Source organism: Cribrihabitans neustonicus, assembly GCF_048820895.1.
Lineage (GTDB): Bacteria > Pseudomonadota > Alphaproteobacteria > Rhodobacterales > Rhodobacteraceae > Cribrihabitans_A > Cribrihabitans_A neustonicus.
This window is the reverse complement of record NZ_JBMERQ010000003.1, coordinates 289,336-305,609: the sequence shown is the minus strand read 5'-3', so window position 1 is coordinate 305,609 and position 16,274 is coordinate 289,336. Positions and strand designations below refer to the sequence as shown.

The window sequence follows — 16,274 nt, the reverse complement described above, 5'->3', positions numbered from 1 at the left end:
TGACGACGACCTTCTCGGCGGCGTTGTCCTGCGGATTTTCCATGGGGCTGGCCTTTCCTGAATTGGCGTTTGGGAGAACTGGCGCTTACATGCGCCAGTCATCAATTTCGGATTGGGTAATTAGCCGTCGCCTTTTCGGCTTGAGCTTGCTGGCCGCGTAGAAGCAGAGCACGCCAAAGGCAAACGTGGAGAGGCTAAAGACGATGCTATAGCTTCGGATCACTTCGACATCGCTGTACCAGAAGAGGGCACCGCCAATGCCAGAGCACACCAGATTAACCTGACCCGCCTTATTGAGGGTTTCTTTCAGCCAAAGCTTGAAGGGTTTGCGCGGTTTGATAGTCATGGATTTTTACTTTCCTTTTTTTTAAGAGGGTTAGCCGATGTTAGACATCAGGAAGCGGTAGCCGATATTGGTGATGATCATGATCAGCGCCCAATGCACCGCGATACGCGTGGCACCGAAAATCACCAGATGCAGCAGAGCCCAATAGGCCGTCTCAAACAGCTTGAGATAGCTATATCCGTAGTTCTGCACGGCGATTTCACGGAACCACTCAATGGACATTTTGTAGGCGGGATGTGCCCACAGGAATGCCGCCGCAAGGGCGCAGAGAATAGCGAAGAAATCTCGCCTCTCATCGTCACCGCCCCCTTTGCCGTTCTGGGGGTTCATCATCATGAGTTTCTCCTTTCATTTCTTCAGACAAAGCTCCGCCATTGCTGAACACGGACGGTTCAGCCCAAGGGCATTCGCTTTTTTGGTTTGATTTTGACGCTGTTTCAGCCCAGCGTTTCTGTCTGTGTTACCCAAGTCTTAGTGTCGTCAGTGACTCACCTACAAGGAACGCACAAAATTTTTCTCTCAACCCTCTGTAAATGCAGGGTAATTTTTTTATTTTTTGCTGCGACCGAACCGGGACGACAATATTCCGGCGCGGTTAATCGCCGTCCCCCTTGCCGTATTGAGGTAGTTCGCCATGAGCTTCTCCTTTCATTTCTTCAGGCATGCCTCAGCCATTGCCGAACACGATGTTTCGGAGGGCGGTTTTCACCGCAAACACGTCAGATTTTGCTAAGGTCTTGGATCGCCCCTTCGTGATCCAAGGAAACTCCGAGGGGGCGGTAACATTCAAGTTGAGATTGGATGATCGCTCGCAGTCAATTGCATGAGAGACCGGATTTCCGCTACGAGCGACAGGCTTACAACCACGCGCTCGCTAACCCATCTTAACGCCGAATTAACCTAATACCTTTATGATATTGCTATGAATTCTGGCAACGGCGATGAGGATGTAAGGCAGGCTGAGCGGGACAAACGGCGCGCTCAGGACATGGACGATTTCAACAATGAAATGGCCGGGCGCGATGTTGGCCGCATGGGACGCTTCCTCCCCAGTGGCGACCGCGATCCCAAAAAAGTTGCCAAGCAGCGTGAAGAACGCGCCGCCATGCTCACCAATCTCCAGCTCCTCATGCAGAACGACCCGGAATACGCTGCGCTCTACCGTGAGACCGAAGAAAAGCTACGCGATGCGCAAACCCGTTTGGATGGCGCGCTGGAAAAGGTACACCAGCTCAAGGCCGAAGCTGACGAGGCCATGCTGGACATCATGACCCGCGCTGCCCGCCTGCCGGATGGCGCTGCCGTGTTTCAGGATCAGGACGGCAATATCCGCTACGAGGACGGCACAGCTGTGGATGCAGACCTGGCGGAAAGCATCGTCTGGCGCGGTGACGAACCAACATACGATGATATGCGCGCCGCTGCCGAGCGCGTGCATGGCCTGTCAGAGCTGGAAAATGACATTCACACCGGACAGGCCGAGATTGGCGATATGCAGGAACGCATGGCCGATCAGGACGAACCAATCGCTAAAGACGGCATGACGGGCTTTCAGAACCGCGCGGAGGAAATTGGAGCCAATGTTGATGCGCGGTTGGCAGCTTACACAAACACCGCACCTGCTGTTGCAGCGGCTCCAACTGCCGCGCCGGAGATCATCGAAGTTCCCAAGCTCTAAGGGCGTTTGAACGACCCACATTCCCGCTCAATGACAGCAAGAACGATGGCTTGAGGGTGAAGTGTTGGGAACCGCTCCATGGCTTCGCGTATTGACGCGTTACTATCCGCATTTACCGAACCGTTCGGCCAATACCACGCATTCAGGCATTCAACGATGTTCTCAGGGAAATTCGTCTGAGTACCGACCACGGCAACCATCCCCACTGAGGTGTTGAAGTAGCTGTCCTGTGCGCTTTGCTCCCATTCCAGCACATCGGCGCTGGTGAACCCGTTCGCAGCAGAAAGCTGTGGACAGAGCACAAGCGCGATTAGAATTCCTTTTGCAAACAATCTCTTGCGAGCGATCATAATCGAAGGATTTTGACCAACACAGATTTACGGGATTCAATGAATTTGGTATTAAGGGAGAGCCCGGTAATACGGGCAAAAACAGCCGAAAAACGCCACTCAGCGCCGAATATCAGGCCATGCTCGAAAAGGTTCCTTTTTGAGCAACAAGCCATGGCTGAACCCCGCACTATCGCTTATCTGCGCGTCTCCACCCGCGAGCAATCCACAGATCGACAGGCCTATGGCCTGCGTGATCTTTGCGATGAATTTCATGTCGAGCATTTATCCGCAGGTGCGCGTCACCGCCCGGTGTTTGAAGCCGCGATATCTCGCCTCAAACCCGGTGATACGTTTCTGGTCTGGGATTTGGACCGCGCGTTCCGGTCCACAATTGACGCGCTGATCACGGCGGATCAGTTGCGGGAGCGCGGCATTCACCTGCGCATCGCCCAGATGAGCTTTGATACGGCCACAGAGGAAGGCGAGCTGTTCTACACGCTCATCGCCGCTTTCGCGCGGTTTGAGCGGCGTATTCTGGCGCGGCGCACCCGTGAAGGGCTGGCGGCGGCCAAAGCCAACGGCAAACGCCTGGGCAGGCCGCCCAAGCTGGATAAGGAAACCGTGCATCAGGCGCATGAGGACATCGCGGAGAATGGCTATCCCTGCCGCTATGTCGCCCATCTGCTGGGCGTTTCACGCATCACCCTGCAACGCGCCATAAAGCGCGAGGGGCTGGCATGAAGGATCACACATCAAACGAAAGGAAAAACCAATGATACAATCATCTTACGACATCACCCCGGAGGAACTATTCCGCCTCGTTCTGGCCTACACAGCCATCCGCAAACCGGAAATACGCGCGGAAGTCCTCACCGCCGTGGAACAACTCACCATGGATCAATGGATGAATGAGGGACGGTAGAACGCTCATGAAGCGCTCCAGGTAGCCACTAGGCCACCAAGAGCGTTCCGTTGCTGACCAGCGTATCCACGTTGGTTTCGAAGCTGGATATGCCTTGCAGTCTCAGCACATTATCGACGCTATAGGTCGAGCCTGCGCCGTCTCGATCCACCTGTATCGTTGTGTTTGCGCCGACTACAACGCTCACAAAATCGCTCAACGTATCCGTTAATGGATCATACCCGCTGAGAAGATCAGAAATATCGATCTTGTTCCCTGTGCCCGTGTTCCAGTCCATGGCAAAGGCCATGTCATTGTTGTTTCCGGCGGTCTCGTAAACTGCAAATGTGTTGGCTCCTGCACCGCCATAGAGCAAGTCTGCTCCCTCACCAGCCCAGAGCGTATCATCACCGTTCTGACCATACAGATCATCCTGTCCGGCACCGCCGTTCAGCTCATCATCACCTGTGTAGCTGTAAGAGGTTCCTCCATCGCCATACAGCGTATCGTCGCCACCCCGGCCTTCGAGGTAGTCATTACCCGAGCCGCCATAAAGCACATCAGCCTGATCGTCACCGTAAAGGAAGTCGTTGCCACGACCACCATACATGTAGTCGTTACCACCGTTACCAATCAGTGTATCCGATCCTGAATCTGTATAAGTGGATTCATCCAGGGAATTACCATCCCCGTACATGACATCATCGTCGTCACCACCATACAGCGTGTCGCCGTCATCGCCGCCGACCAGAACATCGCCGCCAGCATCGCCATTCAACGTATCATCGCCAGCATGCCCCCAGAGATAATCCGCGCCAGCACCGCCATTGAGGGTATCATCACCGTCATTGCCGTTGAGCGTGTCGTTCCCGTCGCCACCATTCAGCGTATCGTTGCCACCTTGACCGGATAGCACGTCCGCGCCAGCGCCGCCGTCCAGGGTATTCACGCCGCCATCACCGTAAATCGTGTCGCTATGCGCTGAGCCCGTCAGGTTCTCGATATTGGAAAGCGTGTCTGAACCACCATCACCATCATTTGTGGCCGTACCGCTCGTCAGGCTAGCGTAAATTCCAGCCGCAGCAGCCGCATAGCTGGCGGTATCATCTCCATCTCCACCATCAATCACATCATCCCCCGCACCGCCGGAGAGAGTGTCGTTGCCTGTCCCGCCGTCCAGGGTGTCGGAACCCGCATAGCCCACGAGTGTATCGTTGCCACTGAAACCAAGCAGGATTTCGGTTGAAGAAGTGCCGTGCAAACTATCGTTCTGAGCTTTGTTGCCCGCAATGATCGTATCGCCGGAGGCAAGGTACGCCAAATCAAAAAAGTCTGTTCCGCTTAGTCGAATGTATTCTATAGTATCTGAAGAAGTGAAGTAGTCTTCTATGATCAAATCGCTTCCATTGAGATCAATTTCAAGATCACTGCCATTTTGCGAGGATGCAATCTGGCTAAGACCAAAGTAGTCAAGGCGAATAAAGTCGAAGCCCGTAGTATCGTTGATTGACACTGATTCAGGCGTATAAGAAGAGTTTCCTATTCCATAATTTTCATTGCCTGAACTATCAGTAATAGCGAAAGTGCCTGAGCGTATGGAGTAGGTGTCATCGCCAGAGCCACCTTCGACGGAGTACGAATCCGTTGCAAATCCTACGCCGGATAGAAAGTTGTCATTCCCACTGCCCATATTGACATTGGCGCTGATTGAATTTGCGGCCGCTGGCGTCCAGAAATCAAGATCATCATTGCCTGAACCAAGATCAAAATGACCACCGCCAAAACTGTCTATCTCATCATCGCCTTCACCCGCGAACACTGTGTCAGATCCCATGTTCGCTACAATGTAGTCGTTTCCTGAACCAGCAAAGATAGTATCCTCGCTCGTTCCGCCATAGAGCGTCCCAGAGGTCACGCCAGAATGAATGATGTCATCCCCCGTGCCACCAAAAATCGTGTCGTTCCCCAAGTAGCCGACTAGAGTATTCGCCCCAGCGCCGCCGACGATCAGGTCGCCATCGTTGCTCCCATACACATTACCTGAGGCACTGCCCAATATATCGACCGATGATCCATCATCGAAAGATATGTCGTCGCTGAACGTGCCGGACTGAATGAAGTAGTCCTTCAACGTAATGCTGTTTAATGCGTCCAGCACGATTTTCAGGTCATCCCCATCTTCGGAGTAAGTGAGGGTTGAGGCGTTTATGCCAGCGCCAAAGCTAATCTCGTTCGTTTCCGACCAGTCCTCATCAATCGTATCGTGACCATCACCACTGTTGTAGACGTAGATGTCATTTCCGATACCGCCGACAAGGACATCATCCCCGGTACCGCCAGTCAAAGTATCGACGCCCGCACCGCCATAGATGTGATCCGCGCCCGCACCACCGTTCAGCGTATCGTCACCACTGTCATTGGTGTTTGCGGCACTGCCCGGATTGTTGCTGTCGTGCTCGCTAGGATCGGCACCGTAACCATCATCGTTGTCGTAAATTTGTCCAACCAAGCTATCGTCATCCAGCGTCATACCATCACCGAATATCCGGTCATCACCATCGCCGCCCTGAATATCGTTGTCCCAGGCATTTCCAATCAAGATATCGCTATTTGCCGTACCAATCGCGTTCTCGATAATCGCATGATAGGCAATCGCCACATTGTCCTGCGCGCTACCGCCTACTGCATCGTACCCGATGGAACTGAATTCTCCTTGGCGAAGATCGATTACAGAACCTAGGGAATTGGTGTACGCGGATGCGTCAATCGTATCTTCACCAGCCCCGTCCCAGATCGTATAGATGAATGCATCGTTCGGACGTGTCGAGGCGAATGCTGTCGCCTTTGAATACGTTGTATTGGCCTCATTCACTGTTGTTGTCAGCGGATCATCCACACCGCGTGTATCCCAATTTCGCCCGTAAATTTCTTGTATGGCCGCTATGTCTAGTAGCTGAAGTCCAAACGGCGTAACTTCGTTGTTCGCCCCAACTGGATCCATCCCAGCCATCAGGTTGTAGGACATAACCGAAAATTTTTGACTATCGATTGCCGGAGTGTTGTCGGTGTGACTTAACCCAAGTGCATGTCCAATTTCGTGCAGTACCGCAGCGTAAGCAACGGAGCCCTTATCACTAGTTACCCAATCATGGTTCCCATTACCATCCCCGTCAAAGTCTTTGTTTAACCATACATCTCCATGTTTCAACTCTGTACCGGTCCCATTATATCCCAAGGTGTATCCGGCCACTGTTGACCCAATACCTTGCCCGCTTGTTGTCGCCCCAAATGTAATATCAGCGGTAGAGGTCGAGCCACTGTTAAAATTTACCGTTGCCACATCTTCAAAACTTACACCATAAATGCTGGAACTCATAACCGACGACAAAATTGCGAGTTGATTAGAATTTACAACACCGGGATCATTGCCACCTGGAATCTCATCATACTCCCGGTCATAATTTCCGTCACTCAGGTAATCATCGTTGGGCGTATCATAATAACCTAGATCGTACATATCCGACAGGCTCGCCAAAATATAGTAATAGAACTGCCAGACACCATTGCCATCCTGTTCAATTTCGGCACGGTCGTCACTGTTCGGATTTGGCAATCCGCTTTGACCGGCACCTCCAGTCCAGTTCGTTGAAAAAAGTATATTTTGGTAATCATTATATGTAGTCACTTATATTCTCCCATATTTTAAAATAAAAAACCTACTCGACAATTCGTCCATCATAGCTCCGCAGGATTCCCGCGTGCATCTTTGCTTGCCCCATCCCGTCCCCTTGCCTACTACCCGACAGGAACCAGAGCGCAACCAAAACGACAATCGTAATGGCAAACGTCAAGACAACGATTTTTGTCCTGTTCATTTCAAATCGTAGCCCTTCCCGACAAGCATCTTCGCTTGAGGTCGCGTATGTTCCGTCGTACTACCAGAGAACCAGACGATTACACCCGCAACAATCAACAAACAAAAAATCAGCACCACAATTAAAAGCCTTCTACTCATATCTACTCCATTCTATTTTTTGCAAGTTTTTATTGCTATGGCTTGGATTGACGTTTAACACTGCCCCCTTCAAGTGGTCTGATATATTAGAGACCTCCCCTCGCTCCGCGAGCCAGGTCAAAATCACCAGCCCCAAAGATAGAGCAAAACGCTCACAATAACTTAAATAGGTTTTTCAAAATACCCCCTATGAAACAAAGCATCATACGCGTGCAATTTTTCAATTGAAATAAATTACTGGTTGCAGGCGTATACTGCTGTGGATACTCTCCTGAAAGCAAAGCTGAAAAACAAAGAAGCGCTAAATGAGCAGAACATCTCTACCCAATGGCATTGATGCTCTTATGTCGGAGCTTTCATTGCAGGACGCGATGCGATTGATTGAGCGGACTGCTCGTTGGGTCGATCCGGTGACGTTTGAACTATTGCCAGTTTGGTATCCCGAGTTCGCGCGTAATGTTCACTTCTACAAGTCCAACTGGACTGAACCGCAGATGAACACCAATCGCCAAACTGGCCAATCGGTACATAAGCAAGAAGGCAATTCAAACGCGAACAAAGCCCTGACCCATGCCTTGGGTTTGCGTTCGGATGGTCGCAAAGACTGGACGTGCTGCCATCTGTGGGGTGTTGATGATGCCCGCTATCAAGAAACAAACGCTGTGGTTCAGGACAGGCGCTTTTTTTCCTGTGTTGCGAACATGGTTCTCCTACCAATGCCGCTCAAGGCCTTCACTGATGCCATCCCGGAAGTGAAGGCTATGCTCAGGATTTGTGCACGGAACCTCTATGGCTGGCAGTGCGATCACGATAGTCAAAGTGGCACAAATTTCGCCCTTGATAGCTGGTCGAACTGGAGCTCCTACCCTGCGAGCTGGCCGAAGAAGAGCAACGACCCTCAGCCGCCAGGTGTCATGCAAATCAACGCCGATATTCGCAGTTCCGCCCAACGACGCTGGAACGCTATCCGCAGAGATCTGTCACAGGCAGGGCAACACTACCCTCGCAATGAAGTTATGGAAGCCCTGAACTATTGGAACCTTGATCCATCACAGCCACTCGAGCATGCGCGAGTGCAGCACATTAGCACTTAATCATGTTGCGCCGCATTAAATCTGTCTAAACACCGCAAATTGCAGCTAAGAGCCACGGCAAGATGTTGGTGGTAGTACCACCACCTCTTGGCAAGGGAGCCCGCTGCGCGCTCCCGTTGCATCCCTCCGGCGGCTGGCTCATCCAGGATATACGAACCCATTCCAGAGCCAGGAGAACGCGTGGCCGTTCAATCACCACCATTTCATGGGGACCAGGAAGGGAGCATTTCATTGCTGCCCTTACCTTGGAACCATCCCATCGATCAAAGGGCTATCGCGCCCCTTGAAACCACTCGCAGGACTTGGAGACGTGCCTCTCCACCTACACCGAACCATGCACAAACGACTGACCGTTTGATCACCAATCAGGGGAGCGTTCTTGCTACCCCCGATGCCCCTTTGACGACTTCATCGAGACCAAAGGGCGTTCCTGCCCCTGTGGTACCCTGGCCACCCCTGCGCGGATTGGAAGCGAGCATGGCATGGCCGTTGTCTCGTCTGAATATTCCGGAAGATCAGATCTCTCTCCAATCTATTACTTGCATTGCAAACAGCCTAGACGGAGTAACGGCCTCCCCCCTCAGATCACGACACGTTGAGGTATTTTTTAAACTATGTTAACGTGTAAGACTAACAGAATCGCGGTCGCGTTTATTGAATTCCGGATTTCTCGAAGATATCCGGAATTGTTGGATTGGTTTTGCGTGTGAGTTGTTGGCGATGATCAAGAAAATCACTGTGATTTGTACCGCTCTGATACTGTCAGGGTGCGTTAGCAGAGTTAATATCAGCGAAATCGAAAGTGTAGGGGGCGATTATTTTGCCCTTAACAGCACTGATGCTATACTTAGCAAGGGATTGGCCGTCGGAAATGGGTATCTACTTGCAGCGGATAAAGTCTCTGCAGGAATAGATGCTGTGGCGGTCGCAACAATTGTACTAGCTGCAGGGGCCGCAACTGCCGTCATAAATGGAGCATCTGACCAAAGCATACTCAGAGCTGGCGTAGCAGGTGTAGCTGGTGGGCAAGTGGTGGGTCACTTCAACCCAGTTGACGCAAGGAATGCTCTTACGCGAGCTGCAAATCGCCAGTATTGCATTGTTGCGGAAGCTAGCCCCATCAGTTCTGCTAATGACCCGAATGTAAATGCGGTATTGGCACGAGGTTTCAATAGCATCAGAATTGCTCTGCGTTCTGATCTAAATAGGGAGCCGCAAAGCTACTCTGCGTTACTCGCGCAATACCGAACCTCGGTAGAGGTGGAAACACCTCAGACGCTTTCTTTGCAACCGAAGACCGGCAGAACTCTTTCCCTAAACCTAGAGGAGTTCAAGCGAAAGATCCTCGACTGTGTTGGACTCACATAGGCTGAGAAGTCGAAGTCCAGTTCGGCGACTGACGGTTAAAATAAATTCGCAAAACTTGAGGAGTCGGTTTAGAAAATTCTCTAAAATCGGGACCGTAGCATCCCATTCTCGAGGCGGAGTTTCTTCTATGCGTTGAAGAGAAAATGCGACGCAGGATGCAAAATTCTGAGAAGAATTATTTAATCCACGCGCAAGATAGAAGCAAATGATCCGAGCAGGGAACTTGAATGTAAATTGAAATAGTCCAAGGAGAGGGATGCTATGTTTGGTCACGGAACTTTTGTCTACAACCCGGACTATGCTTTACAGAAGTTTGGTTCAGAAAAAAGTGTAACACGTGCACTATTGAACATGGGCATGTCTCATGCATGGATCCGTGGGCACAACAAGAACGGGTTGTGGAAGGTTAAATCAAATAAGAGGCTTATTGATGCTTTCCGTTCTGAAAATATATCTGTTGGAGTGTGGGGGTGGTGCGACGGAAATGATGTGAGACGAGACGTCAAAAATGTTAGAGACGCACTTTTGGAGTTTGATCCGGACAGTTATATCGCTGACATAGAGAATGGCGTAAGCGGTGCATCTTGGAACGCGGCAAAATCCAAAATGTTTGGGCGCGAAGTTCGCTCAGCTATTGAGCATAGATCATTTGTCGTTTCTTCGTTCGGTTATATCAACTGGCATGAGCCCGATATCATGTCTGCCCTAGATGAGTATGCAGATTATTTTGCTCCTCAAGTGTATTGGTTTTGGTATCCAAACCAGAAGATGTTGAACCAAACGCCAATAGAGGGGCTTCGTTTAAAAAATGCGGCCGATTATGCACGCGCTTGCATTTACCACTGGAGTAAAGTGGTCAGTAAGCCTCTGGTCTTGACAGGGCAGGCGTATTGGGGAGAGCATTCTGGATGGACACAGACAAGAGCTGAAGAAAAATTAGAAGAGTTTCTTCAAGACTTCGATGAGTACCGTGTACTTGCAGGGGTTAACTGGTGGAATTTTGCGGCCGACAAGGCGATGTCAAAAAATATGGAAGTACAGATTTCATCATTTGATATTGAAGGTAGCTTGAGAAGTGCGAAAGTTGGAGAGGGGGACTATGAGGGAAAAAAACCTGAAACGCCCCCTGCGCAAGCGCACAACTTTGATCATGCTGGACTGCATTGGGTTGCAGCTGAAGGCCTCAAATTCCGCTCGAGGCCTGACGCTGGTTCAGACGATAACGTACTGCAGAGCTTAGACTACGGAGCAAGTGCCATCGTCATCGAAGGACCAATGGCTAACGGCTATGTAAAGGCAACTGTAGCAGTGGATGGCGAGGAAATTGAAGGATATCTCTTTTCTAAGTATCTGAGAAAAAATGAGAGGCCAAAGATTGAGCGCGCAATTCAGGAAGCAGTAAGTGAATGGATTCGCTTCGACAAAGGTAACGGTGTTGAGTACAGATCTCCTTACAGCGACTATATAAATGAGATGTGGACTGCGCGTGGATACCCCAACCTTACGGGCAAGGACAGGGATTGGTTTTGGTCGGCCGCCTTTATTTCTTGGATTTTGGAGAATGCTGGTTACGAACGTACTGAATTTGACATAAGGCATTCAACATACATACACGAATCCATTCAGAATAGAGTTCTTGGTCGAGAGCGTGATTTTTGGGGATATCGCCTTGATGAAGCTAAACCTCAAGTTGGTGACATACTTTGCCAATGGAGAGGTAAAAACGAAACCACATACGACCAAGCTGAAACCAAAAGCAGATTTCCCAGCCACGCTGATATCATTATTGCAGTTAGGGACCGTGCAGTTGTCACTCTCGGCGGCAACGTAGCCAATGCAGCAAGCAATGGATTTGGTGTCTCAGTTGAGACAAAGACTTTCAGGCGTGATGTTAACGGCCTGATGACTGACGAGCGTCGACTTTTTGCGATCATGAAAAATCAATTTCGACCAAAGTCCAAACAGCTTCTGAACGTTTAAATGGAATAGGTAGGATTCTTCCTGCTTCACACTTCAATGGCAATCGTTAAGTTGGGCGGTCTAGATTCTCGAAGCTGCTCAACTAGACTTCGCAAGAATCGATGAGAAATATTATGAACTTGAAAAGAGCAATCATTGCAAGCTGTATATTGTTCCTGTTTCCTGCGGTGCGGGCAATGGCGGAAAACTCCGAAAGTTCCTGGACAGAAACAGCCTCCATCAAATATTTCGGAATTTGCGATGGGTCAGCAGCCATTCGTATCGACGGAACAACTTTACTTGTTGCAAATGACGAGACGAATATAGTCCATAGCTTCGACATCTGGGGCGGCGCTCCAATTGCTTCCTTTGATTTAGGCAACCTCCTTTCGCTTGACCTCGAAGAACCTGAAATTGATTTTGAAGCAATAGCCAAACATGGAAATAGGCTTTGGTGGATTGGCTCGCATAGTCGCAGCAAGAAAGGTAAGAAGCGCGTAAGCCGAAGAGTGTTTTTTGCAACCAACGTGCCCTCGCGTGATTTGTCGGATATGCGTATTGTTTCTCGGCAGTACGACATGCTGCCGGTTCTTCTAGCACACCCTGATCTTTCAGAGATTTTGACGAATGAAATTTTGAAAACCGCGCCAAAAGAAGGTGGTTTGAATATCGAGGGTATGTCGGTTAGGCCTAATGGTAGTATCATGCTAGGCTTTAGAGCACCCCTGTCTCAGCCGGGAGGCACCACTGGGCACGCTTTGATTGCAGAAATTTTTCCTGAAGATGAATCTTGGTCCGTTTCTTCGGTCTCCCAGCTCCAGCTTAACGATCGTGGTATTCGAGATATGGTTTGGAGTAATGACGGGTTAATAATCAGTTCAGGCCCTGTGTCGTCTAACGGAAGTTTTTCGTTCTTTTCATGGGATGGGCAAGGTAGTCCCGAGCCATTTGGCATTCCCACAAACCACGATCTTCATCCTGAGGCACTGGTCCAGGTTGGCTCAAATTGGCTAGTGATGAGCGATGATGGCTCTCAAGCGCGTCAAAGTGAGAACGGAGATGTGAAGGATTGCAAAGATATTTTTGAGGAAGGCGAAGTTGATAATGTATTTTTTCGGGCCCGCATGCTATCTAGGAGATAGAAAGTCCTTAATACAGACGCGACTGAAGACACTTGAGCATCGGCGCTTGTTCGGACAAAAAATGTTCCAGTTTTACCAGGTTTCCGCGACCTCTTGTTAGACTAGCTTAGCTGTTTAGACCCGGGGTGTGGTGGTCTACCAATTTGTGATCATCACATGGATGTCCTATGGGACAATTTCTTCGCGGCAGCGCCACGGACCACGCACGCCATCCGAGCTCTCATACAACGATCGCAGGCCTTGAACGCGGCGCTGAGCCGGAAGCTCGGTATCAACGTCAAGACCGCGGCCAAGTGGCGCCAACGGGAGCGCGTCGAAGACGCCCGGAAAGGTTCGAAAGTGGCGCGTTCCACCGCCCTGATCCGAGCCACCAAACCGCGGGTCTAAACCCCTAGTTCATCTGTGAGAGCTTCAACTCATGGGCTCGGCCATTCTGTGTTCAAAATCTTGGCTTTTGAACGTTTTAGCCTCGCCTGACCTGCTTCTGGATTGAGCGCACTTATGTGTTGCCGCGCAGGGGAGGGGAAGCATTTGGTTGGCAGTTGAGCACCCCTTCAAGAGCTGCCAGCCAATAGCGTAGTTGAAAACTCCTGAAACTCAACAAGAGACGGTTGAACTCCTCAACGTTAAGGTGAAGTATCAGTTCAATCTTACACTTTGAGCAAGCTCTACACATGACCAACAGAAAGATCACTCAGCTAGAATTTTCTATGATCGATGGGAAGGTACAACGTGTACTCAACCGTATTGGCGCAAAGGAAAAAGGGTTTGGTTTTCTGTACATGTCTCTTGAGACCCTGTTCCCTCGGTCCGACGAAGAAATCTCCTCCCTCATCACTGATGGCGGGAATGATCGCGGCGCTGATGCAATCCATATCCGTGAAGAAGGTGGATCAGCATATATTTCCATAGTTCAAAGCAAGTACGCACAATCAGTCAAGAACGCTGGAAAGAATTTTCCCGGCTCCGAAATCGACAAGTTAATATCGCTAATAACAGATGTCGCAAACAGAACTGACGGTCTCCTCAACAGTGTAAACTCTGTACTTGCGGCAAAAATTAACGATATATGGAGGCTCATTGAGCAGGGAAAGACCATTTTCTTTCGGATATTCCTTGTTTCCAACACGCTTCCGTTGATTGATTTGGAGAAGCAGAGATTATCTGCATTTTGCCGACAGTACGATATGGTATCCTTTGAGGAGATTCCATTTTGGACTATTACTAGCCTCCTTTCTTCCGACAGCAGGCCTAGAGAAGACGGTGTGCTAGATTGTATCGATGTGCAAAAATTTGAGCGCATCGACTGTGATATTCGAGGTTTGATTGCGAATGTAGACGCTGCCTCATACATCAAAATGATTTCCTCACCCGAGGGAGATTCAATAAAAAGGCACCTCTTTGATGAGAACATCAGAGGATATTTGGGACTTGAAGGCGGATTTAATCGACAAATTCAAAACAGCGCGCTATCAGATGACAACCATTTGTTCTGGTATCTAAACAACGGGATAACTATAATTGCGAAAGATTTTTCGCATCAACCTGTTAGGGGGTCTAAGATCAAGCTTTCCGATTTTCAAATCGTGAACGGCGCGCAAACATCTTACTCTCTGTACAACGCCTTTAAGAAGCGGCCGGAGAAAATTGGCCAAGTTATATTGCTGGTAAAGATTTTCGCTTCTAGCAGGGGTGACATTTCAGAAAAGATTGCCATTGCTACGAACAGCCAAGCAAGGATTGCCCCACGGGATCTGAAAGCAAATGACCAAATTCAGAAGAAGATAGGAGCAGTATTTGACGATAACGGGCTCCTTTATGAACGGAAAAAGAACCAGTTTGAAACACATGGTAACAAACCAAAAGTGGACTCCCTAAAGCTGGGGCAAGCAATTGTCGCTTACCACTTGGAGGAGCCTCATCAAGCCAAGACCGTGTCTGATGAAATTTTTGGAAACCAGTATAGCCGTGTATTCTCGGAGAGCTTGGATGCAAACTATCTGGTAAGGGTGGCAAAGCTCTATATGTATGTAAGCGAATATAGGGATGATCACCTAATCACAATGCGAGGCGGAAACATCACCGAGGGGGACAATGAGTTTATTGGCTATGCTCAATGGCACCTAATGTATTGCATGAAGCTGTTAGCAAATGCGAATGGCCTTGATGTTCCTCCTGAAGATCAATTCGACACGTACATCTCTCAGGCTCATGAGATTATCTCAAAGATTGCCAAGGAGCACCATACGCAATCATACTATCGCGTATTCCGCTCTGCAAAAACCAAAGAACTTATTCAAAGAGAGTTGGGGATCGGTCAGTTGCAATTCGAGTTTGCATGAACTGGATGTCGGCGGCAGGGATGCCGCCACCCTTAATCTGACGCGTGCCCTGGCACGCTTGGAACCTGTTCTTTCAGCTTGCATCAAATCCGTTGACGCCTGGCGGCTGTGGGTCAATCGTCTTGCCGCCGCTATCGCGGTCTCCCGAGAAGATGTTGACCCATCACCGGAAGGTTTGATCGAGACGTCCCGAAGCCGCGCATGCGCGGCTTTTTTATTGGGACGCTCGCCGCTGGGCAGAGGTTCAAGCGCGGGGTCATCAGGACGGCTTCGCCTTCAACCTAAAGAAAGCGAGGACGTTATGACTCTCCTGTTTGCCCAGCCCTACGACATCTCCGCCACTGGCTTCTATTTCGAGGACATGGCTGATTACGAAACCAATGCCGCAGCCCTGCGGAACGACTACGGCCAGAAGGTCGAGGAGTTTGAAATCCAGTTCATTGACGGCGAGGCCATTGATTGCGCACTGGCCACCGCCATCGGCATCAATCAAGCCAACCTGCCGCAGTATTTCGAGCTGGTGGAAGAACTGGACAATCACGACAAGCAGGTGATCATCATTGCGGTCGGTGAGTGCGGGTATGAGTTTGACCCAGACCCGCGCCGTTTCGACGTGGAAATCTACCCTGCGACCAGTATACGCGAACTAGCAGAAATGTTCGTGGAGGAAGGGCTTTACGGCGACATCCCTGAATCCTTGCGGTTCTACATTGATTATGACGCCATCGCCCGTGATCTGGCTGTGGACTTCACCGAAACCGAAATCGCGGGCGAAACCCTCGTCTATGCGTGTCGATGACGGAGTTGCAAGACATGGAAGTTTACAACATCATATGGCGCGGGATCGAGCTAAACATCACCTACACACCAAATTGGCTCGGCATGGCCGATCATATCGAACTACGGTTCGATCCTCGCTTCTCAATACCCGTTAGTGCAACTGGCTATAGATCACATTTCATCGCCGTCGGAAGCGTGGCCGAGTATGGCGGAGCGTTGGCCTATGTCACGGACTGGCTGGACTGCGAGGCCAAGCGTGTCGGCTGGAACTGCGCGCAGATGTCTTTGTTTTAAAACACCAAATTCACGAAATCCTT

The 16,274-nt window shown here is 50.1% G+C and carries 14 protein-coding genes and 1 pseudogene; 11 read left to right on the top strand and 4 right to left on the bottom strand.

The window, feature by feature from the left end; genetic code table 11:
* Positions 1-85: 85 nt before the first annotated feature.
* Both ACOHWE_RS10940 and ACOHWE_RS10935 read right to left on the bottom strand, forming a co-directional pair.
* Positions 86-346: a hypothetical protein gene (locus tag ACOHWE_RS10940; protein WP_420666330.1), complete on the bottom strand. Its 261-nt coding sequence runs from the start codon at positions 344-346 to the stop codon at positions 86-88.
* Between the two features lie 30 nt (positions 347-376).
* Positions 377-682, bottom strand: coding sequence for a hypothetical protein (locus tag ACOHWE_RS10935; protein ID WP_420666329.1), 306 nt, complete (start codon positions 680-682; stop codon positions 377-379).
* Positions 683-1,334: 652 nt separating this feature from the next.
* Between ACOHWE_RS10935 and ACOHWE_RS10930 the strand changes: the two genes are divergently transcribed.
* Positions 1,335-2,024 carry a hypothetical protein gene (locus ACOHWE_RS10930; protein ID WP_420666327.1) on the top strand — a complete coding sequence of 230 codons (690 nt, stop codon included), beginning with the start codon at positions 1,335-1,337 and terminating at the stop codon, positions 2,022-2,024.
* Here ACOHWE_RS10930 and ACOHWE_RS10925 read toward each other — a convergent pair.
* Positions 2,021-2,374, bottom strand: coding sequence for a hypothetical protein (locus ACOHWE_RS10925; protein WP_420666326.1), 354 nt, complete (start codon positions 2,372-2,374; stop codon positions 2,021-2,023). The two genes, ACOHWE_RS10930 and ACOHWE_RS10925, sit on opposite strands and share 4 nt — an antisense overlap.
* 153 nt (positions 2,375-2,527) lie before the next feature.
* On the opposite strand from ACOHWE_RS10925, the gene ACOHWE_RS10920 reads away from it, so the two are divergent.
* Both ACOHWE_RS10920 and ACOHWE_RS10915 read left to right on the top strand, forming a co-directional pair.
* Complete coding sequence (locus ACOHWE_RS10920; protein WP_420666325.1) at positions 2,528-3,097, top strand: recombinase family protein; 570 nt, start codon at positions 2,528-2,530, stop codon at positions 3,095-3,097.
* A 31-nt stretch (positions 3,098-3,128) separates the two neighbouring features.
* Positions 3,129-3,278: a hypothetical protein gene (locus tag ACOHWE_RS10915; RefSeq protein WP_420666324.1), complete on the top strand. Its 150-nt coding sequence runs from the start codon at positions 3,129-3,131 to the stop codon at positions 3,276-3,278.
* Positions 3,279-3,306: 28 nt separating this feature from the next.
* On the opposite strand, the gene ACOHWE_RS10910 is transcribed toward ACOHWE_RS10915, so the two are convergent.
* Entirely contained in the window at positions 3,307-6,942 is a 3,636-nt protein-coding gene (locus ACOHWE_RS10910; protein WP_420666322.1) for a M10 family metallopeptidase C-terminal domain-containing protein, read from the bottom strand.
* 635 nt (positions 6,943-7,577) lie between these two features.
* Between ACOHWE_RS10910 and ACOHWE_RS10905 the strand changes: the two genes are divergently transcribed.
* From ACOHWE_RS10905 to ACOHWE_RS10870, 8 genes and pseudogenes are all read left to right on the top strand, one after another.
* On the top strand, positions 7,578-8,366 hold the full coding sequence (locus ACOHWE_RS10905; RefSeq protein ID WP_420666321.1) for a hypothetical protein: 789 nt from the start codon (positions 7,578-7,580) through the stop codon (positions 8,364-8,366).
* Positions 8,367-9,086: 720 nt separating this feature from the next.
* Entirely contained in the window at positions 9,087-9,734 is a 648-nt protein-coding gene (locus tag ACOHWE_RS10900) for a hypothetical protein (protein WP_420666320.1), read from the top strand.
* 261 nt (positions 9,735-9,995) lie between these two features.
* Positions 9,996-11,714: a DUF2272 domain-containing protein gene (locus ACOHWE_RS10895; RefSeq protein ID WP_420666319.1), complete on the top strand. Its 1,719-nt coding sequence runs from the start codon at positions 9,996-9,998 to the stop codon at positions 11,712-11,714.
* Between the two features lie 113 nt (positions 11,715-11,827).
* Complete coding sequence (locus tag ACOHWE_RS10890) at positions 11,828-12,835, top strand: DUF3616 domain-containing protein (protein WP_420666318.1); 1,008 nt, start codon at positions 11,828-11,830, stop codon at positions 12,833-12,835.
* Between the two features lie 167 nt (positions 12,836-13,002).
* Positions 13,003-13,195: pseudogene (locus ACOHWE_RS10885) on the top strand (IS481 family transposase); the annotation flags it as partial.
* Positions 13,196-13,509: 314 nt separating this feature from the next.
* A complete protein-coding gene (locus ACOHWE_RS10880) occupies positions 13,510-15,177 on the top strand; it encodes an AIPR family protein (RefSeq protein ID WP_420666317.1) in 1,668 nt (555 codons plus the stop codon).
* Positions 15,170-15,976, top strand: a complete 807-nt coding sequence (locus ACOHWE_RS10875) for an antirestriction protein ArdA (RefSeq protein ID WP_420666316.1) — start codon at positions 15,170-15,172, stop codon at positions 15,974-15,976. The genes ACOHWE_RS10880 and ACOHWE_RS10875 overlap by 8 nt, the downstream gene beginning before the upstream one ends.
* 14 nt (positions 15,977-15,990) lie before the next feature.
* Positions 15,991-16,251, top strand: a complete 261-nt coding sequence (locus ACOHWE_RS10870) for a hypothetical protein (RefSeq protein ID WP_420666314.1) — start codon at positions 15,991-15,993, stop codon at positions 16,249-16,251.
* Positions 16,252-16,274 lie beyond the last annotated feature (23 nt).

Excerpts from the sequence above, each read along its gene's own strand:
- ACOHWE_RS10940 (WP_420666330.1), bottom strand. The coding sequence starts at position 346 with ATGACTATCAAACCGCGCAAACCCTTCAAGCTTTGGCTGAAAGAAACC.
- ACOHWE_RS10935 (WP_420666329.1), bottom strand. The coding sequence starts at position 682 with ATGATGATGAACCCCCAGAACGGCAAAGGGGGCGGTGACGATGAGAGG.
- ACOHWE_RS10930 (WP_420666327.1), top strand. The coding sequence starts at position 1,335 with ATGGACGATTTCAACAATGAAATGGCCGGGCGCGATGTTGGCCGCATG.
- ACOHWE_RS10925 (WP_420666326.1), bottom strand. The coding sequence starts at position 2,374 with ATGATCGCTCGCAAGAGATTGTTTGCAAAAGGAATTCTAATCGCGCTT.
- ACOHWE_RS10920 (WP_420666325.1), top strand. The coding sequence starts at position 2,528 with ATGGCTGAACCCCGCACTATCGCTTATCTGCGCGTCTCCACCCGCGAG.
- ACOHWE_RS10915 (WP_420666324.1), top strand. The coding sequence starts at position 3,129 with ATGATACAATCATCTTACGACATCACCCCGGAGGAACTATTCCGCCTC.
- ACOHWE_RS10905 (WP_420666321.1), top strand. The coding sequence starts at position 7,578 with ATGAGCAGAACATCTCTACCCAATGGCATTGATGCTCTTATGTCGGAG.
- ACOHWE_RS10900 (WP_420666320.1), top strand. The coding sequence starts at position 9,087 with ATGATCAAGAAAATCACTGTGATTTGTACCGCTCTGATACTGTCAGGG.
- ACOHWE_RS10895 (WP_420666319.1), top strand. The coding sequence starts at position 9,996 with ATGTTTGGTCACGGAACTTTTGTCTACAACCCGGACTATGCTTTACAG.
- ACOHWE_RS10890 (WP_420666318.1), top strand. The coding sequence starts at position 11,828 with ATGAACTTGAAAAGAGCAATCATTGCAAGCTGTATATTGTTCCTGTTT.
- ACOHWE_RS10880 (WP_420666317.1), top strand. The coding sequence starts at position 13,510 with ATGACCAACAGAAAGATCACTCAGCTAGAATTTTCTATGATCGATGGG.
- ACOHWE_RS10870 (WP_420666314.1), top strand. The coding sequence starts at position 15,991 with ATGGAAGTTTACAACATCATATGGCGCGGGATCGAGCTAAACATCACC.